Source organism: Georgenia wangjunii (assembly GCF_036421975.1).
Lineage (GTDB): Bacteria > Actinomycetota > Actinomycetes > Actinomycetales > Actinomycetaceae > Georgenia_A > Georgenia_A wangjunii.
The window spans coordinates 119112-141326 of the sequence record NZ_JAZGON010000004.1; the positions used below are offsets into that span (position 1 = coordinate 119112).

Sequence of the window (22215 nt, forward strand, 5' to 3'; positions counted from 1 at the left end):
GACACCCTCGCGCCCGACGGCGGAGCCCGGGAGCCCGGGCGGTCCCTAGTCTGGGGATCATGAGCACCGCGCCCGCCGACCTCGCCCCGTTGCGCCCGCCGGCGCCCGCAGGCGCGCTCGACTCACGGCGGAGGCGACGCCCGGTCGGGCAGCCGACCCTCCGGCCCTGGTCCCGGGTGTGGCGCTACCTCGTCGCTGCGGGCGTGGGGCTGATCATGCTCCTCGTCGTCTCGGTCGACCTCATCCCGTACGACGAGGACCCGGTGACGGAGGCGTCCCTGCGGGCCGGGGCGCTCCTCTTCCTCGACGCCGCGCTCGGGCTCGTCGCGCTGTGCCTCCTGCCCTTGCGGCGGCGCCTGCCGCTGCTCACCGCCGTCCTCACGTCGGCACTGTCGGCGCTGTCCGCGTCGGCGATCGGTGCCGCGACGATCGCGACCGTCTCCATGGGCACGTGGCGGCGGTGGCGCTGGGCGGCGGCCGTCGCCTCGGTCTGGCTCCTCGCGGGCGCCGTCTACGAGGGCGTCGTCATGGCCGGCGTCCCCGCACGCGGCGGCAGCACCGCCATGACGACCGCCTCCCTCCTCCTCGGTGTCGCGGTCGGGGGCATCTGCGTGGCGACGGGGTTCTACATCGGCGCCCGCCGGGAGCTCATCGGCTCCCTCCACGAGCGCGCCGAGACCGCCGAGCGCGAGCAGGCGCTGCGCACCGAGGCCGCCCGCGAGGCGGAGCGCACCCGCATCGCGCGGGAGATGCACGACGTCCTCGCGCACCGGATCTCCCTCGTGGCCATGCACGCCGGGGCGCTCGCGTACCGGAGCGACCTCAGCCGCGAGGAGACCGCCGAGGCAGCCGAGATCATCCAGGACAACGCCCACCACGCGCTGGGGGAGCTGCGCCAGGTCCTCGGCGTCCTGCGTGCCGACGCCCATGGCGGACGCAGCGTCGAGCCGCCCCAGCCCACGCTCGCCGGGCTCGACGGGCTCCTCGCCGAGACGGCTGGGACGGGCACCCCGGTGCGCCTCGACGTCGCCCGCCTCCCCGGCGGGGACGGTGCGGCGCTCGGCGACCTTCCGCCGACCGCGTCGCGCACCGCCTACCGGATCGTCCAGGAGGCGCTGACGAACGCGCGCAAGCACGCCCCGGGGGCTGGCGTCGAGGTCCGGCTCGGTGGCGCGCCGGGTGGGTTGCTCACCGTCGAGGTCCGCAACGCGCCCGCGCAGCCGGGTGCCGTCCGCGGCCCCGACGGCCCGCACGCCGTCACTCCCGGCGCCGGGGCCGGCCTCGCCGGGATGCGCGAGCGCGCGGCGCTCGTCGGCGGCGTCCTCGAGCATGGCGTCGAGGCGGACGGCTCGTTCGCCGTGAGAGCGTGGCTGCCGTGGGAGATGGAGGAGTGAGCGGCAGCGCCCCGGTGCGGGTCGTCCTCGTCGACGACGACCCGCTCGTGCGGGCGGGCCTGCGGATGATCCTCGGCGGGGACGCGGCGCTGACCGTCGTCGGGGAGGGCGCGGACGGGCGCGAGGGGATCGACCTCGTCCTGCGGCTGCAGCCCGACGTCGTCCTCATGGACATCCGCATGCCCAACCTCGACGGTCTCGCCGCGACGCGCCGGCTGACGGAGCGGGGCTCGTCCGCCCGGGTCATCGTCCTGACGACGTTCGACACGGACGAGATGGTCCTCACCGCGCTGCGTCACGGGGCCGCCGGGTTCCTCCTCAAGGACACCCCGCCGGTGGACCTCGTCGACGCCGTCCACCGCGTCGCGCGGGGCGAGCCGATGCTCTCGCCGAGCGTCACGGCCCAGCTCATCGCCACGGTGGCCCAGCCCCGGGACGACAGCCGGGAGCGGGCAGCCCGCGCCCGGCTCGCGCGACTGACGGACCGGGAGCGGGAGGTGGCGGTCGCCGTCGGGCGCGGGCTGTCGAACGCGGAGATCGCGCGCGAGCTCTACATGGGTCTGGCCACCGTCAAGACGCACGTCGGGCACCTCTTCGCCAAGCTCGAGGTGAGCAACCGCGTGCAGATCGCGCTGTGCGTCCACGACGCGGGGCAACCGGCGGACGCCCCGCCCGGGGTGTGACGCGGGCCACCTGTACGCGCCAGGTTAGGCATGCCATAGTTAGGCAATGCTTACCTCGGCCGCAGCGACACAGACGGGCACCGCCGTCGTCAAGGACGGGCGCGCCGCGTACCGACCCTTCGCCGTCCGTGTCAGCGCCGTCCGCCGGCTCAGCCCCCACTTCACGCGCTTGACGTTCACGGGCGCGGACCTGCGGTGGTTCGGCACCGACCGCCTCGACCAGCGCGTCAAGATCGTCTTCCCCCTTGCCGACGGGTCCCTGCCCGACCTCGGTGTCGACGACGACGCCGCCCTGCGCGCCGGCACCTGGTACGCGACGTGGCGCGACCTGCCCGAGGAACGGCGCAACCCGTTCCGCACGTACACGGTGCGCGACGTGCGCCCCCACCTCGCCGAGGTCGACGTCGACATGGTCGCGCACGGCGACGGCGGGCCGGCGGCGCGCTGGATCATGAGGGCGGCCGTGGGGGACGAGCTCGTCCTCGTCGGGCCCGACGTCCGCTCGACCGACTCCCACATCGGCATCGACTGGGCGCCCGGGACCGCCGGCGACGTCCTCCTCGCCGGCGACGAGACGGCGGCTCCCGCCATCTGCTCGATCCTCGAGACACTCCCCGCCGGGCGCCGCGCGCGCGCCTTCATCGAGGTGCCCGAGGCGGCGGACGCCCTCGCGCTCGACCTGCCCGACGGCGTCACCCTCACATGGCTCGCCCGCGACGGGCGCCCCCACGGCGAGCTCCTCGTCCCCGCCGTGCGTGACTGGGTCGCGGGGAACGCCACCGTCGTCGACAACGCGCTCGCCGTACGTGCGCAGTCGATCGACGACGTCGACGTCGACTCCGAGACCCTGTGGGACTCACCGGTCGTCCAGGTACTCCCGGTCGACCTGTGCGGTCGCGGCGGGGAGCGGTGCGGCAGCGACTTCTACGCGTGGTTCGCCGGCGAGGCCGGCACGATCAAGACCCTGCGGCGCATCCTCGTCTCCGAGACCGGCGTGTGCCGCCGGCGCGTCGCGTTCATGGGCTACTGGCGGCTCGGCCGCGCCGAGGCCCAGTGAACCGCCCCCGCGGATGACCGCCGCACTCACCGCCGAGACCGCTACCGCGCTCCCGGCCCGACCGGCGAGCCGCAAGGCCCTCGCGCTCCTGGCCGCGACCGCCGTCCTCGTGCTCGTCGTCCTCGCCTCGCTCGCCCTCGGCGCACGCGACGTCACCCTCGGGCAGGTGGTCGCGGCCTTCCTCGACCGGGTGCCCGGCGACAACGACCACGACGTCGTGCGCGACCAGCGGCTACCGCGCACCGTCGTCGGCCTCGTCGTCGGCGCCGCCCTCGGTCTCGCCGGCACGATCATGCAGGGCATCACCCGCAACCCCCTGGCGGACCCGGGGCTCCTCGGCGTCAACGCCGGCGCCTCGCTCTTCGTCGTCCTCGCGATCACCGTCCTCGGGCTGACGAGCCCGGCGACGTACATCTGGTTCGCCCTCGCCGGGGCCGCCCTCGCCGCCGGCGTCGTCTACGGCGTCGGTGCCCTCGGCCGCGAGGGGGCGACGCCGGTCAAGCTCGCCCTCGCCGGCACGGCGCTCACCGCCGGGGCGACGTCGGTCATCACGCTCGTCCTCATCACCGAGACGGACACGCTCAACAGCTACCGCCGCTGGGCGGTGGGCTCGCTCGCCGGGCGCGGGGCCGACGCGCTCGTGCCGCTCGCGCCGTTCCTCGCGGTCGGCGCGGTCCTCGCGCTGGCGACCGGGCGCACCCTCAACCTGCTCGCGCTCGGCGACGACCTCGCGCGGGGGCTGGGCCAGCACGTCCACGTCGTGCGCGTCCTCGCCGGCCTCGCCATCGTCCTCCTCGCCGGGTCGGCGACGGCGCTCGCCGGGCCGATCGTCTTCGTCGGCCTCGTCGTGCCGCACCTCGTGCGCCCCTTCACCGGCCCCGACTACCGCTGGATCCTGCCCTTCGCCGTCGTCCTCGGCCCAGTCGTCCTCCTCGGCGCGGACGTCGTCGGGCGGCTCGTCGTGCGCCCGGGCGAGCTCGAGGCGGGGCTCGTCGTCGCCGTCGTCGGTGCGCCGGCCCTCATCGCCATCGTCCGCCGCGTCAAGCTGGCGGGGCTGTGAACGCCGCCGGCGCCCGGACCGCGCCCGCCACCGCGCCCGCCGCCGGACCCGGCGGGAGGTCCCGTCATGCGTCGGGCCGCGCCGACGGCCACCCGGCACGGCTCCACCCGGCGGACCCGCGCCGCACCCGCACGGTCGTCCTCGTGCTCGCGCTCCTCGCGCTCGCCCTCGCCTGGGCGACCATCTCCGTGGGCGGGTACTCGATGACGCTGCCCGACCTGCTGCGCACCCTCGTCGGCCAGGGGGAGGGCGGCGGGTCGTTCGTCGTCTTCCGCCTGCGGCTGCCGCGCCTGCTCCTCGGCGCCGAGGTCGGTGTCGCGTTCGCCCTCGCCGGGGCGCTCTTCCAGACCGTCCTGCGCAACCCGCTCGCGAGCCCTGACATCATCGGCGTCAGCGGTGGCGCCAGCCTCGCGGCCGCGTCGGCGATCCTCCTCGGCGGCCTGTCCGGCGTGGCGGTCTCGCTCTCGGCGTTCGCCGGCGCCGTCGTCGTCGCCGTGGCGATCTACCTCCTCGCGTGGCGGTCGGGCGTGAGCGGCTACCGGTTCGTCCTCATCGGCGTCGCCGTCGCGTTCCTCGTCAACGCCGGCCTCGGCTACCTCACGTCGCGGGCGAACGTCAACGACGTCCGCGAAGCCCTCGTGTGGATGGTCGGGAGCCTCGGCACGCCGCCGTGGGGGGACGTCGCGGTCCTCGCCGCGATCCTCGCGGTGCTCCTCCCCCTCGTCGCGCTCGTCGCGCGGAGCCTGCGCATCCTCCAGCTCGGGGACGACGCGGCCGGCGGGCTCGGGGTGCCCGTCGAGCGGACCCGCCTCGCGGTCCTCGCCCTCGGCGTCGCCCTCGCGGCCACGGCGACGGCGTTCGCCGGCCCGGTCGCCTTCGTCGCGTTCGTCTGCGCCCCTGTCGCCCGCCGGATGCTGCCGAGCGCAGGCCTCGCGCTCGTGCCGAGCGCGCTCGTCGGCGTCGTCCTCGTCCTCGCCGCGGACTTCGCGGCCCAGCACCTCCTCGGTGTCGCGGTGCCGGTCGGCATCGTCACCGGGGTCATCGGTGCTCCGTACCTGCTGTGGCTCCTCGCCACGGCCAACCGGGAGGGGCGAGGAGCATGAGCGACCGACGGCCCGTGCACACCCTGCGCACCGAGCACCTCGACCTCGCCTACGACGGCGACCTCGTCGTGCGCGACCTCGACCTCGAGGTGCCCGCGGGCGCCCTCACCGTCATCGTCGGGGCGAACGGCTGCGGGAAGTCGACGCTCCTGCGGGGGATCGCCCGCCTCCTGCGCCCCCGCGCCGGGACCGTCCTCCTCGACGGCAAGGCCGTCCACTCCATGCCCGCGAAGGAGGTCGCGAGGCTCGTCGGCATCCTCCCGCAGACGTCGACGGCCCCCGAGGGCATCACCGTCGCCGACCTCGTGGGGCGGGGGCGCTACCCCCACCAGGGCTGGTTCCGGCAGTGGACGAGCGCGGACGACGCCGTCGTGCGCGGGGCGCTCGAGGCCACGTCGACCCTGGAGTTCGCCGCCCGTCGCGTCGAGGAGCTCTCGGGGGGGCAGCGCCAGCGTGTGTGGATCGCCATGGCGCTCGCCCAGGACCCCGACGTCCTCCTCCTCGACGAGCCGACGACGTTCCTCGACGTCGCGCACCAGCTCGACGTCCTCGACCTCCTCCACGAGCAGAACCGCGCGCGGGGGACGACGGTCGTCATGGTCCTCCACGACCTCAACATGGCCGCCCGGTACGCCGACCACCTCGTCGTCATGGCGCAGGGCCGGGTCGTCGCCCGGGGTACGCCGTGGGACGTGCTCACCCCGGACCTCGTCGCCGAGGCGTTCGGCCTCAGCGCGCAGGTCATCGCCGACCCCGTCTCGGGCTCGCCCATGGTCATCCCCGTCGGGCGGACCGCGGGACGGCCCGCGCCCCTCGTGCCGGCCGCCCCGCCGACTGCCCGCCCGGACTGAGCACCGGCGCGTCCGCACCGCCCGACCCCACCTCACAGCCCCACACCGCACCCTCAGGGAGAACCACGTGTCCGCACGACTTCGCCTCGCCGCCACCGGCGTGGCCACCATGCTCCTTCTCACGGCCTGCTCGGGCGGCGCCGGGGACGACGCCGCCACCGGCGACGCCACGGCCGGCTCCACGGGCACCTTCGAGCCCGTCACCATCGAGCACGCCTTCGGCTCCACCGAGATCACCGAGCGGCCGCAGGACGTCGTCACCCTCGGCTGGGGGAGCACCGAGGCCGCGATCGCCCTCGGCATCGTCCCCGTCGGCATCGAGTCCCAGACGTACGCCGCCGACGAGGACGGCCGGCTGCCGTGGGTGGCCGAGGCCCTCGTCGAGGTCGACGCCGACCCGACGATGATCCCCGCGTCCGTCGAGGAGCCGGCCTACGAGGAGATCGGCGAGCTCGGGCCGGACCTCATCCTCGCCCCGTACTCCGGCATCACCGCGGAGCAGTACGAGCTTCTCAGCGCCATCGCGCCGACCGTCGCGTTCCCCGAGGAGCCGTGGACGACGCCGTGGCGCGAGGTCATCACGACCGTCGGGACCGCCCTCGGCGTCGCCGACGACGCCGAGGCGCTCGTCACCGACATCGACGCGCAGATCTCCGAGGCCGCCGAGGCCCACCCCGAGCTCGACGGCAAGACCGTCGCCGCGGTGTGGGACGTCGGTGGGACCTTCTGGGTCTACAAGCCGCAGGACTCGCGCGTCGACTTCCTCCTCGACCTGGGCCTCGAGAGTGCACCGGCCGTCGAGGAGCTCGCCACGGACGAGGAGTCCTTCCTCTACTCCCTCAGCTACGAGGAGACCGACCGCCTCGCCTCGGACATCGTCGTCAACTACGCGAGCATCCAGGACGAGGTGGACGCGTTCCTCGGCCAGTCCTACGCCCAGGCCCTGCCCGCCGTCGGAGCGGGCGCCGTCGCGCACATCGTCGGCGACGAGCTCATCGCGGCGATGTCCCCGCCCACGGCGCTGTCCGTCGGCTGGGGCCTCGAGGAGTACGTCGACCTCATCTCCGAGGCGGCGGCCGCCGCGCAGTGACGCGCCGGCGACCTCACGTGCGCGTGAGGTCGCCCGTCACCTCCGCCGCGCGGGCGCGGTACGTCTCGACGTCGTGCGCCTGGTGACCCGCGCGCTCGAACGCCTCGGTGAGCAGGCCGACCTGGGTCAGCAGTCGCGCCCGGAGCGCCCTGTCCTCCGTGTGACGGCCGACGCGCCGCACGAGGGTCAGTGCCGCGTCCATGACGGCGGGAGACGCCGACGCGTACCAGCGCAGGTTGTCGAGCACGCCCGAGGCGAGGACGACCGCGTCGACCCGCGGGGCATGCACCCGCAGGACGCCCTCGTCGTCGAACCGTCCCGCGGAGGGCGTCCGGCGGCCGGCGAGGAGGGCGAGCCCCGAGGAGAGGTCGTCGAGGGCGTTGATCGCCGTGTACGGGTCGTTCGTCCCGGGGGACAGCGCCCGGACCGCCAGCTCAGTCAGCTGCTGGGCACCGAACTCGACGTCCTGGTGCGGGCTGCGCTCGTCCGAGACGACGACGGCGGAGCGCACCTCCTCGGCGAGGTCGTCGTCCATGTGCTCCGGCGGGTGGACGAGGGCGACCACGGTGTCCTCGAGGACGTACCGGCCGGGCTGGACCTGCAGCGCGAGCAGGACGTCGTGGGAGGACGCCGCCCGCATGAGGGCGTCCTCCCGGACGTAGGTGACATACCCGCCGCGACCCGCGGCGACCTCCGCGCCGTCCTCCTCCAGCCGGTCCGGCAGGCGCACGTCGCGGTCCACCGACCTGGCGTCGTGGCCGAGGTGCTCGGGGTAGAGCCGCTCGACCGTCGCGTGCAGGTCGACCCGTACCCGACGCGCGATTGTGGAGATCTGGATCGAGTCCGAGATGTGGTGGATGAAGTAGATGAGCACGGCGACGTTGACGACGGCGAGCACGACGGCGGCGTTGACCGCGAGGTGGGGGACGAAGACCTCCGCGTCCGGGTCGCCAGGGTCACCGACGGCGCGGACCGAGCGCAGGACGAGCAGGCTGTAGAGGAACGTGGCGACGAAGACGCCGAGGACCGCCTGGTTCCCGCGGTCGGCCATGAAGTTGCGGACGAGCCGCGGCCCGTACGTGGACGAGGTGAGCGCGAGGACCGCCATCGTGATGGAGAACGTCGTCCCCGCGACGGCCAGCGAGGAGCTGGCGATCGCGCCGAGGATGTCGCGGCTGCCGCTCTCGCCCACGCGGTAGAGCGCGGCGTCCAGCCAGTCCGGCACGGTCACGTCCCCGAGGCTCTCGTCGAGCGCGACGAGTGCCTCCGCCAGCACGGCGACGGCGAGGCACATGACCGCCGGGATGAACCAGAACTGCTGCCGGAGCCGCTGGAGGGTGTTCACCTGCGCCAGCGTGTCAGGCGATGGACGGCGCCGCACCGCTGATCGGCACGACGTCCCGCTCACCGGCCGACCGGACGCGGCAGCGGCCGGGAGAGCACCGCGTCTCGTCAGGAGAGACGCGGGCGGACCGGAGGCGGTTCCCGGACCACATCGTGGGACGACCCCGGGGGGCCGGCGCACGGTCCGGCGGACCCGGGCAGCCTCTTCTCATGCCCCCCAGTCCGCGGGTGGGCACGGACACGACGGAGGAACGATGAAGGGAACGACGGCAGCCGCCGCACGCACCCTCACCCGGACGCACACCGCCGGCATCTTCTGTTGTCCGCACATGCCGGGCTGCTGCCCCGCCTGACCTGGTCGAGCCGTACCGGCTCCCATCCCGTCGGCCGGCAGCGCCCCACGCGCCCGGCACGCCCGTGCGCGGGCCTGCACCCGGTGCGTCCGCCCCGGCGCGCTCGCCCGCGGTCGCGCGCACCTCGCCGTCCTGGGGACCCCACCTGCGCAGCGGGCGCACGGACGTCTCGTGCCCCGACGCGCGACGTGCCCCGCACCCTGCCGGGAGCGGGCACGTCCCTCGCACGCTCACCACACCACCACGCGCCCTGCGCACCCGTCCTCCCAGCTCTGGAGCACCCATGCTGTCCCGTCGCCCCACTCCCACCCGAACCCCGACCGCGCGGTCGGCCGCACCCCGCCGCGCCGCCGGCCCGGTCGCTGCCCTCGCCGCCGCCGCCCTGCTCGGCGGGTGCGCCGCCCAGGAGGCGACCGGCTCGGAGCCGTCGTCAGCGACCGACCCGGTCACCGGCGGTGAGCTCACCTACCTCGAGTACGAGCCGCACACGACGCTCTACCCGCCTCAGGGCGGCTTCTACCCCAACGGCGGGCTCGTCAACAACGTCACCGACCGCCTCACGTACCAGGACCCCGAGACCCTCGAGATCGAGCCGTGGATCGCCACGGACTGGGAGGTGAGCGCGGACGCCACCGAGTACACGTTCAACCTCCGCGACGGCGTGACGTTCTCCGACGGCACCCCCCTCGACGCGGACGTCGTCGCCAAGAACTTCGACCTCTACGGTCTCGGTGACGCCGAGCGCGGCCTCACGGTCTCCGAGGCGATCAACAACTACGCCGGCAGCGAGGTCGTCGACGCGGACACCGTGACGTTCCGTTTCAGTGCCCCGGCGCCGGGCTTCCTCCAGGCGACGTCGACGATCAACTCCGGCCTCCTGTCGGCCGAGACGCTCGAGCGTGGCCTCGACGAGTTCGGCCCCGGCAGCTCGACGGAGATCGTCGGGTCCGGCCCGTTCGTCATCGCCGAGGAGGAGATCGGCACACGCATCCGGCTCGAGGCGCGCACGGACTACGACTGGGCGCCGCCGTCGCTCGAGCACCAGGGCCGCGCGTACCTCGACGCCCTCGACATCGTCGTCACCCCGGAGGACAGCGTCCGCATCGGCTCGCTCACCTCGGGCCAGGCGGACTACGTCCGCTACGTCCAGGCCTACGACGAGGCGCAGGTCGAGGCCGCCGGCTTCGACCTCTACGCCCCCCAGACCCGTGGGGTCAACAACGGCCTCGCGCTGCGCCCGACGAACCCGCTCCTCGCCGACGTCCGCGTGCGCCAGGCGCTCCTGCACGGCGTCGACGCGCAGGAGGTCGTCGAGACCGTCTACACGGACAACTACCCCGTCGCCACGTCCCAGCTCTCCGCGTCCGCCCTCGGCTACACCGACCAGGCCGACGCGCTGGCGCACGACCCGGAGCGCTCCGCCGAGCTGCTCGACGAGGCCGGGTGGGAGCCGGGCGAGGACGGCGTCCGCACCAAGGACGGGAAGCGGCTCTCCCTCGACGTCTACGCCTCGAACGCCCAGCCGCTGTCCAAGCCGAACCTCGAGCTCGTCGCGCAGCAGCTCCGGGCGATCGGCGTCGAGCTCAACGTCAAGACCGCCGACTCGGCCACGATCACCGCGGAGTCCCGCGACCCGCTCGCCACGCCGCTCTACCACTCGATGGTCGGCCGCGCGGACCACGACGTCATCAAGAGCCAGTTCCACACGGCCAACCGCGACGTCCTCATCTCGGACGACGCCGAGCTGGACGCCCTCCTCGAGGCCGTCGCCTCCGAGCCGGACGGCGCGGCCCGCGCCGAGCGCTCCGCCGAGGTCCAGCGCTACCTCACCGAGCAGGCGTACTACATCCCGCTCTTCGAGGAGCCGCAGGTCTACGGCGCGGCGTCCTACGTCGAGGGCGTCGGCTTCGAGTCCGTGGGCCGGCCGACCTTCTACGACGTCTGGCTCAACGAGTAGGACCGGGCCCGTCCCGAGCCCCCACCGCCCCGACGACCACGGAAGGAGAGCCCTGTGCGCTACGTCCTCGGACGCGTCGGCCAGGCCGCCGTCGTGCTGCTGGCCGCCTTCACCCTCAGCTTCGTCCTGCTCCACGCGCTGCCCGGCGACGCGCTCCTCGTCAAGTTCGAGAACCCCGAGCTGGGGCTCTCCGCCGCGGAGATCGCCAGCCTGCGCGCGGCCTACGGCGCCGACGTACCCGTGCTCCAGCAGTACCTCGCCGCCATCGGGTCCTTCGTCACCGGGGACCTCGGGTACTCGGTGCAGTACGGCACTCCCGTCGCGACGCTCCTCGTCGAGGCGCTGCCCGGCACCCTCGCCCTCGCCGTCACGGGCTTCGTCGTCGCCGTCGTCCTCGCCGTCGGGATCGCGGCGCTGTCCTCGCTCGCGCCGTTCGCCTGGGTACGGGGCGCGCTGCGCGCGGCACCCTCGCTCTTCGCCGCGGTGCCGGTGTTCTGGCTGGCGATCGTCCTCGTCCAGGTGTTCTCGTTCCGCCTCGGGCTCGTGCCGGTCATCGCTGCGAGCCCGGTCCAGGCGCTCATCCTCCCCGTCGTCGCCCTCGCCGTCCCGATCTCCGCGCCGCTCGCGCAGGTGCTCGTGCGCAGCATCGACGACGTCCGCCTCCAGCCGTTCGTCACGGTCGCGGCCGCGAAGGGGGCGAGCCAGCGGTGGCTGCTCGCGCGGACCGTCGCGCGCAACGCGCTGCTGCCGACGCTGACGATCGCCGGGGTCCTCCTCGGGGAGCTCATCGGCGGCGCCGTCGTCACCGAGACCGTCTTCGGTCGGGCCGGCGTCGGCCGGCTCACCGAGCAGGCGGTCTCCACCCAGGACATCCCCGTGCTCCAGGGCGTCGTCGTCCTCGCGGCGCTCACCTTCGTCGTCGTCAACCTCGTCGTCGACCTCCTCTACCCGGTGCTCGACCCGCGCACCCGGACCCGGACGGGGGCCCGCGCATGACCATCGCCACCACCTCGGCAGACCTGCCGAGCACCGCCGAGCCGCAGCCGGCGGCACCCCGGCCCGCCGCCCGGCGACGCCTGCCCCGCCCGGGGCTCGCAGACCTCTCGCTCGCCCTCGCGGTCGTCGTCGTCGGCGTCGTCCTCGCGTGGGCGCTCGTGCCGGGCCTGTTCACCGCGCACGACCCGGTCACGGGCGTCCCGGCCGAGAAGCTCACGCCCCCCGGCCTCGCGCACCCCTTCGGCACCGACGCCCTCGGCCGCGACCTCCTCGCGCGCGTCGTCCACGGGTCGGTCCACTCCGTCTCGGGGGCGCTCATCGCCGTCACGGTGGGGCTCGTCGTCGGGACCGCGCTCGGCGTGCTCGCCGGGTCCGCGGGACGCGTCGTCGACGACGTCCTCATGCGCGCCGTCGACGTCCTCCTGTCGATCCCGGCCCTCCTCCTCATGCTCAGCATCATCATCCTGCTCGGCTTCGGGACGACGAACGCCGCGATCGCCGTCGGCGTCAGCTCGGTCGCGTCCTTCGCCCGGCTCGCCCGCTCGGAGGTCGTGCGGGTGCGTCGCGCGGACTACGTCGAGGCGGCGTTCGGCAGCGGCGGGCGCTTCCTGCCCGTCCTGTGGCGCCACGTCCTGCCGAACTCCGTCAGTGCCGTCGTCTCGCTCGCCGCGCTGCAGTTCGGCACCGCCATCATCGCCATCTCGACCCTCGGCTTCCTCGGCTACGGTGCCCCGCCGCCCACGCCCGAGTGGGGACTGCTCATCTCCGAGGGACGCAACTACATCGCGACGGCGTGGTGGCTCACGACGCTGCCCGGGCTCGTGCTCGTCGCCGTCGTGCTCTCCGCCAACCGCATCAGCGTCGCCCTCCGGAGGACGTCATGACCCTCACCCTCACCTCCTCGGCCCCCGCCGTGACGGCGGAGGCCGGCCTGTCGCCGTCCGCCGAGCGGCCCGGCGCCGCCCCCGTCCTCGCCGTCCGCGACCTCGCCGTCGGGTACGCCTCCCGCGCCGGGACCACCCGCGTCGTCCACGGCGTCTCCTTCGACGTCGCCGCCGGCGAGGTCGTCGCCGTCGTCGGGGAGTCCGGCTCGGGCAAGACGACGACCGCGCAGGCGGTCATCGGCCTCCTCCCCGGGAACGGGCGGGTCGAGCGGGGCTCGATCGCCCTCAACGGCACCGACATCTCCGGCTGGGGCACGAAGCGCCTCGAGTCCGTCCGCGGGCGGCGCATCGGCCTCATCCCGCAGGACCCGAACAACTCCCTCAACCCCGTCAAGACGATCGGCGCCAACCTCGCGGAGGTCCTCCAGATCCACCGGGCGGGGACGCCAGCGGCCATCCGGGCGCGGGTCCTCGAGCTCCTCGAGCGGGTCGGCGTGCCCGAGCCGGAGGTCCGTGCGCGGCAGTACCCGCACGAGCTCTCCGGCGGCATGAAGCAGCGGGTCCTCATCGCGGGAGCCATCGCCCTCGAGCCGGACCTTCTCATCGCGGACGAGCCGACGAGCGCCCTCGACGTCACGGTCCAGCAGCGCGTCCTCGACCTCCTCGCCGGTCTCCAGCGCGAGCTCGGCACAGCCATCCTCTTCATCACCCACGACCTCGCGGTCGCCGCGGACCGGGCGGACCGTGTCCTCGTCATGAAGGACGGCCACCTCGTCGAGGACGGGCCGACGGCCGAGCTCCTCGCCGCCCCTCGCACGGGGTACACCCGGGCGCTCCTGCACGACGCCCCCGCATTCCGCAGCAAGGGGCCGGGCGCGCGCGCCGCCTCCCGCGAGCGGGTCGCCGTCGCGGGCCCGGCCGACCACGCCGTCGTCGTGCGCGGCCTCGTCCAGGAGTTCGGCCGCGGCCGCGGCGCCGCCCCCTTCCGGGCGGTCGACGACGTCAGCTTCACCGTCGTGCGCGGCACGACCCACGCGCTCGTCGGGGAGTCGGGGTCCGGGAAGACGACGACCGCGCGCGCCGTCGTCGGGCTCACCCGCCCCTCCGGCGGGTCCGTCCTCGTCGAGGGCAGCGAGGTGACGACCCTGCGCGGGGCGGCGCTGCGCGAGCTGCGCCGGCGCACCCAGCTCGTCTACCAGAACCCGTTCAGCTCGCTCGACCCGCGCCAGCACGTCGCCGACATCGTCACCGAGCCGCTGCGGAACTTCGGCCGCGTCGGGCGCGCCCGGCGGGCCGCGGTGGCCGCCGAGGCGCTCGACCGCGTCGCCCTCCCGGCGGGCATGCTCTCCCGCCTGCCGGCCGAGCTCTCCGGCGGGCAGCGCCAGCGCGTCGCCATCGCGCGGGCGCTCGTGCTCTCGCCGAGCGTCCTCGTCCTCGACGAGGCCGTCTCCGCGCTCGACGTCACCGTCCAGGGACAGGTCCTCGAGCTCCTCGAGCAGCTCCAGCGCGACCTCGGCCTCACCTACCTCGTCATCTCGCACGACCTCGCCGTCGTCCGCCAGGTCTCGGACACGGTCTCCGTCATGCGCGGCGGGCGCGTCGTCGAGCAGGGCGCCACCGAGGACGTCTTCACCCACCCGGGCGAGGCGTACACCGCCGCCCTGCTCGCGGCGATCCCGGGCCGCCGCACCCACCCCGCACGGACCGACGACAACGACGACAAGGACGCACGATGACGACGAAGCGACTGGGGATCTTCACCCGGATCCTCGACGAGGCACCCCCCGCGGAGCGCTACCGGAACGCGGTCGAGCAGATCCAGCTCGCCGAGCGGCTCGGCGTCGACTCGGCGTGGGTGGCCCAGCACCACTTCGACGGCACGGAGGGGGGCCTGCCCGCCCCGCTCGTCCTCCTCGGCCACGCCGCCGCCGTGACGAGCCGCATCCGGCTCGGCACCGGGATCATCACCCTGCCGCTCGAGCACCCTGTCCGCGTCGCCGAGGACGCCGCCGTCGTCGACGTCCTCTCGGGCGGCCGGCTCGAGCTCGGCGTCGGGTCCGGGGGCACCCCGACGTCGTTCGCCGCCTTCGGGCGCGACGTCGCGGACAAGCGGGCCGTCTTCGCCGACCACCTCGCCACGCTGCGCGGTGCGCTCGGCGGGGCCGAGCTCGGCCACCCGCGCAACACCCTCTACCCGAGCGTGCCCGACCTCCTCGGGCGCCTGTGGCAGGCGACGTTCTCGGCCGCGGGCGCCGCAGCCGCCGGGCGGGCCGGGGACGGCCTCATGCTCTCCCGCACCCAGCCGCGCTCGCCCGACGCGCCCGACGCGTCGCTCAGCGACATCCAGGACCCCGTCATCGACGCCTACCTCGACGCGTTGCCCGCCGGCGTGGAGCCGCGGATCCTCGCCTCCCGCACGATCGTCGTCAGCGAGGACCCGGCCGCCCTGCGCCCCTACGCCGAGCGCGGCCTGCGCCGCGCGGCGACGAACCTGCGCCGCCAGGGTCACCACCTGCCCGAGGACGACCTCGACGCCCTCATCCGGCGCACGGACTCACTCGTCGGCAGCCCCGAGGAGGTCATCGAGCTCCTCGCGGCCGACCGCGCCGCGGCCCGCGCCACCGACGTCACCTTCCAGGTGCACTCCATCGACCCACCGCACGAGCACGTCCTGCGCTCGATCGAGCTCATCGCCACCCGCGTCGCACCGGCGCTCGGCTGGACGGCCCCGCTCGCCGCCGCAACCGCCTGACCCACCCCCGGAGGACAACCATGACGACGACGACCTCAGCCACGACGACGACCGACCCGCCGCCCACCCGCAGGGGAGCGCCGGCGGAGGACGTCATCGACCGCCTTCTCGGCGTCGAGCCGGGGAGCCGGCTCGACGCCGTCCGATCCGCCCGGCCGGAGGCCCGCGCGAACGCGCAGCGCAGCCACGACGCGCTCTTCGCGCCCGTCGACACGAGCGACGTCAGCCTGGCCGAGCGGTACGCCGTCGCGGTGTTCGTCGCCGATCTGCACCGCGCGGGGGCGGTGACCGAGCACTACCGCGCCGGCCTCGCCCGGCACGACGCCGACGGCGCGCTCGCCGCGGCGGTGACGAACGAGGTGACGCGCGGGCTGGCGGCGGGCCCGTACGGGCAGTACCGCGAGTCGGGTCTCGCGGGGGAGAGCACGCCCGGGCCCCGTTACCGGGTGCTCGACCCCGCGGCGGTGGGGGAGCGCCTCAGCGCCGCCCTCGAGCACGCCCACCTCCTCGTCTACCGTCCGCGCGAGGCCTCGCCCGAGGCCCTCGACCGGCTCCTCGCCGCCGGCTGGAGCACGACGGGCATCGTCACCCTCGCCCAGCTCGTCAGCTTCCTCGCCTTCCAGGTCCGGGTGGTCCACGGGCTCGCCCAGCTCGCCCTCGTCCCGCCGACGACCGCCCCCGAAGGAGCGCACCGATGACCGCGACCGAGACGACGACCGCGGCGACGCGCTACCCCGCGCTCGCCCGCCCCGAGGCCTTCACCGCCGAGCCGCTCGGGTGGGTGCCGTGGCTGGAGCCCCTGTCGGTGGCCGACTTCGAGGAGCGGCACTGGGAGGGTGTCGTCGACCGCCGGCGGGCGGCCAGCCCGTACTTCGCGCTCCTCGCCCGTGACCCCGAGGTGCTCGCGGCGCGGACGAAGACGGACAACGACATCTTCTCAGGCGCCGGCGGCGGGCTGCCGCGGTGGGAGCGGGAGCTGGCCGCTGCCGCGGCCAGCCGTCGCAACGGCTGCGTCTTCTGCGCGTCGGTCCACGCGCGCTTCGCCGCCCGGCTCTCCAAGCGGCCCGACGACGTCCAGCGGCTCCTCGGCGAGGGGGTCGGCGCGCGCGTCGACGAGCGCTGGGACGCCCTCGTCGACGCGGCCGTCGCCCTCACCGAGACCCCGGCGGAGTTCGGCCCGGCCGACGTCGAGCGGCTGCGCGCCCAGGGCCTCGACGACATCGGCATCGCCGATGTCATCCACGGCGCCGCGTTCTTCAACTGGGCGAACCGGCTCATGCTCTCGCTCGGCGAGCCGGAGGTGCCCTGAGCGCGCCTACCGGCCCCGCCTCTGGTCGGCGGCGTACGCCTCGAGCACGGCGACCGTGCCGTCGGCGGCGTCGACGAACTGGGCGCCGATGACGCGCGCGAGGTCGGCGATCGACTCCGTCAGCACAGCGGCGGCGTGACGCACGTCCGGGTCTGCTGATCGAGCGCCCGCCTCGGCGAGGTCGTGGGCGTACCCCACCTGCAGGCCCAGGACGGCCTCGGGTGACTCGTCCTGGAAGTAGTAGGTCTCCGAGTACTGGGTGAGGTCGACCCGTACCTTCGTGAGGCTCGTGGCGAGGGTGCCCAGGATGCGTGCGGCCGTCACCCCGGTGAGCGCCCCCAGCGCCTCCAGCGTTCCCGCCTCACGCAGGGCGGCGAGGTGGAGGGAGAGCGTGCGCCGCCGGTTGAGGGCCGGGTAGACCTGGAGCACCCAGGACACCGCCGCCGTCAGCAGCGCGAAGCCGATGAGTGCCTGGAGGGGGACGGCGGCACGGAGCCACCCCACGGTCGGGACGACGTCCCCGAACCCGAGGGTCGCGACCGAGACGAGGGACAGGTAGAGCGCCTCGAGGAGCTCGGCGCCGTCGTCGGGGACGACTCCGGGGCCGTACGTGAATGCGGTCGGCACGTGAGGCCAGTACACGAGCGCCCCCCCGACGACGACGAGCGCACCCCACGCACCGATGACCGCGACCAGCGCCAGCGGGCCGGACCGCTTCCGGGCGCCTCGGCCGAGCCTGCCGGTCAGGCGCCAGGTCCCCATCATGAGGGCCCGGCTGAGCCTGCCCTGTGCGCTCGGGTACCACAGGGTCTGGAAGACGTCCCACAGGACGAGGCCGACGAGGAGACCGCCGACCAGCGACACGACCCAGGTCATCGCCGCCTCCTCATCTCACCGCCGGACGCCCGGACCGGCCGGGCGGGTGGCCGGCCGGTCCGGACGCCGGTCGATCACGCGTCGACGACGATCGCGATGACAGCCGGCTCGCGCCGGTACGTGCGCTGCATGAAACGGCTGACGGCCTGCGCGATGACCGTCTCGAGCTTCGCGATGTCGTTGACCTTCTGCTCGCGGGCGCGGGTGAGGGCCTTCGTGACCTCGGCCGCCGCGCCGTCGAACGTACGGTCGTCGTGGACGAAGCCGCGCGTGATGAACTCGAGCGGCTCGGCCGGCATGTTCGTGTCCGGGTCGAGGAGGGCCAGGACCGTGACGACGCCACCCTCGCGCAGGAGCACGCGCTCCTTGAGGGTGTCCTCGGTCGCGGCGCCGACGGTCTGACCGTCGACGTAGACCATGCCGGCCGGGACCTTGCCGACGATCCGCGCGCGGCCGTCGACGAGGTCGACGACGACACCGTCGCGGCCGACGATGACCTGGTCCGCCGGGACGCCGGTGCGCTTGGCGAGCTCGGCGTTGGCGTGGAGGTGCTTGGACTCGCCGTGGACGGGCATGACGTTGCGCGGCTGGACGATGTTGTAGCAGTAGACGAGCTCGCCGGCGCTGGCGTGGCCCGAGACGTGGACCTTGGCGTTGCCCTTGTGGACGAGCGTGGCGCCGAGGTCGATGAGCCGGTTGATGACGCCGTAGATGGCGTTCTCGTTGCCGGGGATGAGCGAGCTCGCGAGGAGCACCGTGTCACCCTCGCCGAGGCGGATCTGGTGGTCGCCGCCCGCCATGCGCGACAGGGCCGCCATGGGCTCGCCCTGGGATCCGGTGCACACGAGCGTGACCTTGTTGTCCGGCATCTGGTCGAGCTTCTTGAAGTCGACGACGAGACCGCGGGGGATCTTGAGGTAGCCCAGGTCGCGTGCGATGCCCATGTTCCGGACCATCGAGCGCCCGACGAACGCGACCTTGCGGCCGTGCGCCTCCGCGGAGTCGAGGACCTGCTGGATGCGGTGCACGTGGCTGGCGAAGCTCGAGACGATGATCCGGCGCGGCGCGGTGGCGAAGACGTGGTCGATCGCCGGGATGAGGTCGCGCTCGGACATCGTGAAGCCGGGGACCTCAGCGTTCGTCGAGTCCGTGAGGAAGAGGTCCACCCCCTCCTCGCCGAGGCGCGCGAAGTGGCGCAGGTCCGTGATCCGGTCGTCGAGCGGGAACTGATCCATCTTGAAGTCACCGGTGTGCAGGACGAGGCCGGCGTCCGTGCGGATCGCCACGGCGAGGCTGTCCGGGATCGAGTGGTTGACCGCGACGAACTCGAGCTCGAACGGCCCGGCCTTGTGGGTGTCCTCGGCCTCGACGTGGACCGTGACCGGCTTGATGCGGTGCTCCTTGAGCTTGGCCGTGATGAAGGCCAGCGTGAGCTCGGACCCGATGAGGGGGATGTCCGGTCGCTCCTTGAGGAGGTACGGGACGCCACCGATGTGGTCCTCGTGACCGTGCGTGAGCACGATGGCCTGGATGTCGCCCAGGCGGTGCCGGATCGAGGTGAAGTCGGGGAGGATGACGTCGATGCCGGGCTGGTGCTCCTCGGGGAAGAGCACGCCGCAGTCGACGACGAGCAGCTTGCCGGCGTGCTCGAAGACGGTCATGTTGCGACCGATCTCACCGAGCCCGCCGAGCGGGGTGATCCGCAGTCCGTTGGCGGGCAGGGCGGGGGGAGCCTTGAGCTCCTTCATACGGGACAAGTCATCAGTCTTTCCGGTCGAGGGGGACGGCGGGTGGCGCCGTCAGGACGAAGTTGTCGGCACTCGGCGACGGCATCGAGCAGCACGCGCGGAAGGGCAGCGGTGCACGGACGTCGGGGAGAGATACCACCACTGTACCCGTGGGTGCCTCTTCCCAAGCGGCGCGGCCGGGTGGAGACTGCTCGTGCCGGGCTCCAGCGGAGGAGATGGTGACGTGAGCACGACGCATCCGACCACCGACCGGTCCGGGCGCGGCCGGGCGCGTCGCCTCCTGGCGGCGCTCCTCGGGTCCCTCAGCACCCTCGCGCTCGTCCTCGTCCCGACCGGTCCGCCGGCGGCGGCGGCGGACATGTTCGGCCACGACGTCTCGTGGCCCCAGTGCTCGAGCGCCCAGGGCGGGTACGGGCTCCCCATGCCGCCGACGTCGACGCAGTTCGTCATCGTCGGCCTCACCCGCGGCCTGGCGTTCACCGAGAACCCGTGCCTGGCGGACCAGGTCTCCTGGGTGCGCAGCCGAAGCAAGCCCGCGCACGGGTACGCGATGGCGACGTTCCCCACCGCCGCCCAGCTGAGCACGTACGGGGACGACGGCCCCTGGCGCGCGTCGACGCGGGCCGCGCGCCTGAGCAACGTCGGGTACGCCGAGGCGCAGTTCGCCGTGGCGTCCCTGGCCCGGGTGGGCTGGCGCCCGCCCGTCGTGTGGATCGACGTCGAGCCCCGCCCCGCCCAGCCGTGGCCCACGGGCACGGCGGCGCGCGTGCGGGAGAACCGCTACGTCATCGAGGGGCTCATGCGCGGCCTGCGCGACGCCGGGTACTCCTACGGCCTCTACTCCTACACCAACGGGTGGAACGAGATCACCGGCGGCTGGTGGCTCCCGGGTGTGCCGGTGTGGGCGACGGCGGGGCGGCTGGACTACCCCGGCGAGGCGCTCGACCGCTGCACGCAGCCGAGCTTCTCCGGCGGTCGCGTCTACATCTCCCAGTGGTACGACGACACCCGCGACTACGACCGCACGTGCGGGACGTACGCCTTCACGCCGCTCGCGATCCCGCCGTCGTCGATGGCGGGGGGCGAGAACGACGTGGACGGGAGCTGGACGAACGACGTCCTCGCCCGCGAGGCTGCGACCGGGAACCTCTGGCTCTACCGCGGGACCGGGACGGGCGGCTGGCGTTCCCCGGTCCGGGTCGGGCACGGGTGGTCGGGCATGCGTGTCATCGACACGGCGGGCGACGTCGACGGCGACGGGCGGGGCGACGTCCTCGCGGTCGAGGCGGCCACGGGCGTGCTGTGGCTGTACCGCGGCACGGGCAGCGGGTTCGCGCAGCGGCAACGTGCCGGGCACGGGTGGGGGGTCATGGACGTCGTCCTCGGCCCGGGGGACGTCACCGGCGACGGCCGCGCCGACCTCCTCGCCCGGCAGGCCGGCACGGGTGACCTGTGGCTCTACCCGGGCAACGGGCGAGGCGGGTGGCTCCCGGGTACGCGGGTCGGCTGGGGGTGGACGGTCATGGACGCCCTCGTCGGACCAGGCGACTTCGACGGGGACGGCCGCGCCGACCTCCTCGCCCGCGAGGCCGCGACCGGCCGGCTCCTCCTCTACGCCGGGACGGGCACCGGACGCTTCCGTGCCGGGGTCCAGGTCGGCAACGGCTGGTCGGGGATGGACGCGCTCGTCGGGGCGGGCGACATCGACGGTGACCGGCGGTCCGACGTCCTCGCGCGCGAGCGGGCCACCGGCTACCTGTGGCTCTACCCCGGTGACGGCGCGGGCGGCTGGCTCGCCCGGGTCCGGGTCGGGAACGGCTGGGGTGTCATGGACGCGCTCACGTGAGTCCCGGGGCAGACTCGCCGCATGCGTGAGCTCGTCGTCCTCGGTACGGCCTCGCAGGTGCCCACCCGCGCCCGCAACCACAACGGCTACCTCCTGCGGTGGGACGGGCAGGGCCTGCTCTTCGACCCCGGCGAGGGCACCCAGCGCCAGATGATCCATGCCGGGGTGAGCGCCTCGCAGGTCACCCGGATCTGCCTCACCCACGTCCACGGGGACCACTGCTACGGGCTGCCGGGCGTGCTGTCCCGACTTGCCCTTGACGGCGCGGAGCACCCCGTCGACCTCCACTACCCGGCCTCGGGGGAGGACGTCGTGCGTGCCCTCGTCCACGTCGCCAGCCCGGGCGTCGACCTGCGCCTGCGCCCGCACGGCGGGGCGGGGGAGGTTGCGCCGGGCCTCGAGGTGCGGCCGCTGCGCCACCGCGTCGAGACGTACGGGTACCGGCTCACCGAGGCGGACGGGCGCACGCTCGTGCCGGAGCGGCTCGCGGCCGCGGGCATCGCCGGACCCGACGTCGGGCGGCTCCAGCGTGAGGGGCGGCTCGGGGCGACCCGGCTCGAGGACGTCAGCGTGCCCCGGGCCGGCCAACGGTTCGCCCTCGTCATGGACACGGCGGAGTGCGCCGGCGCCGACGACCTCGCCGCGGGCGCCGACGTCCTCGTTGCCGAGTCGACGTTCGCCGACGAGGACGCCGACCTCGCGGCGGCCTACCTCCACCTCACCGCCGGCCAGGCGGGGGCACTCGCCGGGCGCGCAGGCGTGGGCACCCTCGTCCTCGCGCACTTCTCCTCCCGGTACGACGACGTCACGGGCCTCCTCGCGCAGGCGCGGGCGCGGGCCGGGGGCACGGCCGTCGTCGCCGCGTCGGACCTCGACCGGGTGCCGTTCCCGCGGCGCCGGCGCGCACCGTAG

The 22215-nt window shown here is 74.4% G+C and carries 19 protein-coding genes; 16 read left to right on the forward strand and 3 right to left on the reverse strand.

Annotated elements, in window-relative coordinates; all coding sequences use genetic code 11:
- The first annotated feature begins 59 nt into the window (after positions 1 to 59).
- From V2J63_RS08505 to V2J63_RS08535, 7 genes are all read left to right on the forward strand, one after another.
- Positions 60 to 1394: a sensor histidine kinase gene (locus tag V2J63_RS08505; protein WP_331230593.1), complete on the forward strand. Its 1335-nt coding sequence runs from the start codon at positions 60 to 62 to the stop codon at positions 1392 to 1394.
- A complete protein-coding gene (locus V2J63_RS08510; RefSeq protein WP_331230594.1) occupies positions 1391 to 2077 on the forward strand; it encodes a response regulator transcription factor in 687 nt (228 codons plus the stop codon). Before V2J63_RS08505 ends, V2J63_RS08510 begins: the two co-directional genes overlap by 4 nt.
- 46 nt (positions 2078 to 2123) lie before the next feature.
- Positions 2124 to 3134, forward strand: a complete 1011-nt coding sequence (locus V2J63_RS08515; protein ID WP_331230595.1) for a siderophore-interacting protein — start codon at positions 2124 to 2126, stop codon at positions 3132 to 3134.
- Positions 3135 to 3147: 13 nt separating this feature from the next.
- On the forward strand, positions 3148 to 4194 hold the full coding sequence (locus tag V2J63_RS08520) for a FecCD family ABC transporter permease (protein ID WP_331230596.1): 1047 nt from the start codon (positions 3148 to 3150) through the stop codon (positions 4192 to 4194).
- Complete coding sequence (locus V2J63_RS08525) at positions 4191 to 5297, forward strand: FecCD family ABC transporter permease (RefSeq protein ID WP_331230597.1); 1107 nt, start codon at positions 4191 to 4193, stop codon at positions 5295 to 5297. The genes V2J63_RS08520 and V2J63_RS08525 overlap by 4 nt, the downstream gene beginning before the upstream one ends.
- Positions 5294 to 6148, forward strand: coding sequence for an ABC transporter ATP-binding protein (locus V2J63_RS08530; RefSeq protein ID WP_331230598.1), 855 nt, complete (start codon positions 5294 to 5296; stop codon positions 6146 to 6148). Before V2J63_RS08525 ends, V2J63_RS08530 begins: the two co-directional genes overlap by 4 nt.
- A gap of 67 nt (positions 6149 to 6215) precedes the next feature.
- Complete coding sequence (locus tag V2J63_RS08535; protein ID WP_331230599.1) at positions 6216 to 7238, forward strand: iron-siderophore ABC transporter substrate-binding protein; 1023 nt, start codon at positions 6216 to 6218, stop codon at positions 7236 to 7238.
- A 13-nt stretch (positions 7239 to 7251) separates the two neighbouring features.
- Here V2J63_RS08535 and V2J63_RS08540 read toward each other — a convergent pair whose 3' ends face one another.
- Positions 7252 to 8583, reverse strand: coding sequence for a DUF2254 domain-containing protein (locus tag V2J63_RS08540; protein WP_331230600.1), 1332 nt, complete (start codon positions 8581 to 8583; stop codon positions 7252 to 7254).
- Positions 8584 to 9218: 635 nt separating this feature from the next.
- Between V2J63_RS08540 and V2J63_RS08545 the strand changes: the two genes are divergently transcribed.
- Genes V2J63_RS08545 through V2J63_RS08575 form a run of 7 tightly spaced genes read left to right on the forward strand, consistent with a single transcriptional unit; the run spans position 9219 to position 16833 of the window.
- Positions 9219 to 10892: a TIGR04028 family ABC transporter substrate-binding protein gene (locus tag V2J63_RS08545; protein WP_331230601.1), complete on the forward strand. Its 1674-nt coding sequence runs from the start codon at positions 9219 to 9221 to the stop codon at positions 10890 to 10892.
- 54 nt (positions 10893 to 10946) lie between these two features.
- A complete protein-coding gene (locus V2J63_RS08550) occupies positions 10947 to 11888 on the forward strand; it encodes an ABC transporter permease (RefSeq protein WP_331230602.1) in 942 nt (313 codons plus the stop codon).
- Positions 11885 to 12772 carry an ABC transporter permease gene (locus V2J63_RS08555; RefSeq protein WP_331230603.1) on the forward strand — a complete coding sequence of 296 codons (888 nt, stop codon included), beginning with the start codon at positions 11885 to 11887 and terminating at the stop codon, positions 12770 to 12772. The genes V2J63_RS08550 and V2J63_RS08555 overlap by 4 nt, the downstream gene beginning before the upstream one ends.
- Entirely contained in the window at positions 12769 to 14508 is a 1740-nt protein-coding gene (locus tag V2J63_RS08560; protein ID WP_331230604.1) for an ABC transporter ATP-binding protein, read from the forward strand. Before V2J63_RS08555 ends, V2J63_RS08560 begins: the two co-directional genes overlap by 4 nt.
- Complete coding sequence (locus V2J63_RS08565) at positions 14505 to 15524, forward strand: putative FMN-dependent luciferase-like monooxygenase (protein ID WP_331230605.1); 1020 nt, start codon at positions 14505 to 14507, stop codon at positions 15522 to 15524. Before V2J63_RS08560 ends, V2J63_RS08565 begins: the two co-directional genes overlap by 4 nt.
- A gap of 20 nt (positions 15525 to 15544) precedes the next feature.
- A complete protein-coding gene (locus tag V2J63_RS08570; RefSeq protein WP_331230606.1) occupies positions 15545 to 16222 on the forward strand; it encodes a CMD domain protein in 678 nt (225 codons plus the stop codon).
- A complete protein-coding gene (locus V2J63_RS08575; RefSeq protein ID WP_331230607.1) occupies positions 16219 to 16833 on the forward strand; it encodes an alkylhydroperoxidase domain protein in 615 nt (204 codons plus the stop codon). The genes V2J63_RS08570 and V2J63_RS08575 overlap by 4 nt, the downstream gene beginning before the upstream one ends.
- A 6-nt stretch (positions 16834 to 16839) precedes the next feature.
- Here V2J63_RS08575 and V2J63_RS08580 read toward each other — a convergent pair whose 3' ends face one another.
- Positions 16840 to 17709, reverse strand: a complete 870-nt coding sequence (locus V2J63_RS08580; RefSeq protein ID WP_331230608.1) for a potassium channel family protein — start codon at positions 17707 to 17709, stop codon at positions 16840 to 16842.
- Between the two features lie 74 nt (positions 17710 to 17783).
- Positions 17784 to 19457: a ribonuclease J gene (locus V2J63_RS08585; protein ID WP_331230718.1), complete on the reverse strand. Its 1674-nt coding sequence runs from the start codon at positions 19455 to 19457 to the stop codon at positions 17784 to 17786.
- Positions 19458 to 19680: 223 nt separating this feature from the next.
- Here V2J63_RS08585 and V2J63_RS08590 point away from each other — a divergent pair, with 223 nt between their 5' ends.
- Both V2J63_RS08590 and V2J63_RS08595 read left to right on the forward strand, forming a co-directional pair.
- A complete protein-coding gene (locus V2J63_RS08590) occupies positions 19681 to 21303 on the forward strand; it encodes an FG-GAP-like repeat-containing protein (protein ID WP_331230609.1) in 1623 nt (540 codons plus the stop codon).
- Between the two features lie 21 nt (positions 21304 to 21324).
- On the forward strand, positions 21325 to 22215 hold the full coding sequence (locus V2J63_RS08595) for a ribonuclease Z (protein ID WP_331230610.1): 891 nt from the start codon (positions 21325 to 21327) through the stop codon (positions 22213 to 22215).

Bases quoted from the DNA above. Each gene is read 5' to 3' on its own strand.
- V2J63_RS08505 (WP_331230593.1), top strand. From the start codon at position 60: ATGAGCACCGCGCCCGCCGACCTCGCCCCGTTGCGCCCGCCGGCGCCC.
- V2J63_RS08565 (WP_331230605.1), top strand. From the start codon at position 14,505: ATGACGACGAAGCGACTGGGGATCTTCACCCGGATCCTCGACGAGGCA.
- V2J63_RS08580 (WP_331230608.1), bottom strand. From the start codon at position 17,709: ATGACCTGGGTCGTGTCGCTGGTCGGCGGTCTCCTCGTCGGCCTCGTC.
- V2J63_RS08570 (WP_331230606.1), top strand. From the start codon at position 15,545: ATGACGACGACGACCTCAGCCACGACGACGACCGACCCGCCGCCCACC.
- V2J63_RS08530 (WP_331230598.1), top strand. From the start codon at position 5,294: ATGAGCGACCGACGGCCCGTGCACACCCTGCGCACCGAGCACCTCGAC.
- V2J63_RS08585 (WP_331230718.1), bottom strand. From the start codon at position 19,457: ATGAAGGAGCTCAAGGCTCCCCCCGCCCTGCCCGCCAACGGACTGCGG.
- V2J63_RS08515 (WP_331230595.1), top strand. From the start codon at position 2,124: ATGCTTACCTCGGCCGCAGCGACACAGACGGGCACCGCCGTCGTCAAG.
- V2J63_RS08575 (WP_331230607.1), top strand. From the start codon at position 16,219: ATGACCGCGACCGAGACGACGACCGCGGCGACGCGCTACCCCGCGCTC.
- V2J63_RS08520 (WP_331230596.1), top strand. From the start codon at position 3,148: ATGACCGCCGCACTCACCGCCGAGACCGCTACCGCGCTCCCGGCCCGA.
- V2J63_RS08595 (WP_331230610.1), top strand. From the start codon at position 21,325: ATGCGTGAGCTCGTCGTCCTCGGTACGGCCTCGCAGGTGCCCACCCGC.
- V2J63_RS08545 (WP_331230601.1), top strand. From the start codon at position 9,219: ATGCTGTCCCGTCGCCCCACTCCCACCCGAACCCCGACCGCGCGGTCG.
- V2J63_RS08555 (WP_331230603.1), top strand. From the start codon at position 11,885: ATGACCATCGCCACCACCTCGGCAGACCTGCCGAGCACCGCCGAGCCG.
- V2J63_RS08560 (WP_331230604.1), top strand. From the start codon at position 12,769: ATGACCCTCACCCTCACCTCCTCGGCCCCCGCCGTGACGGCGGAGGCC.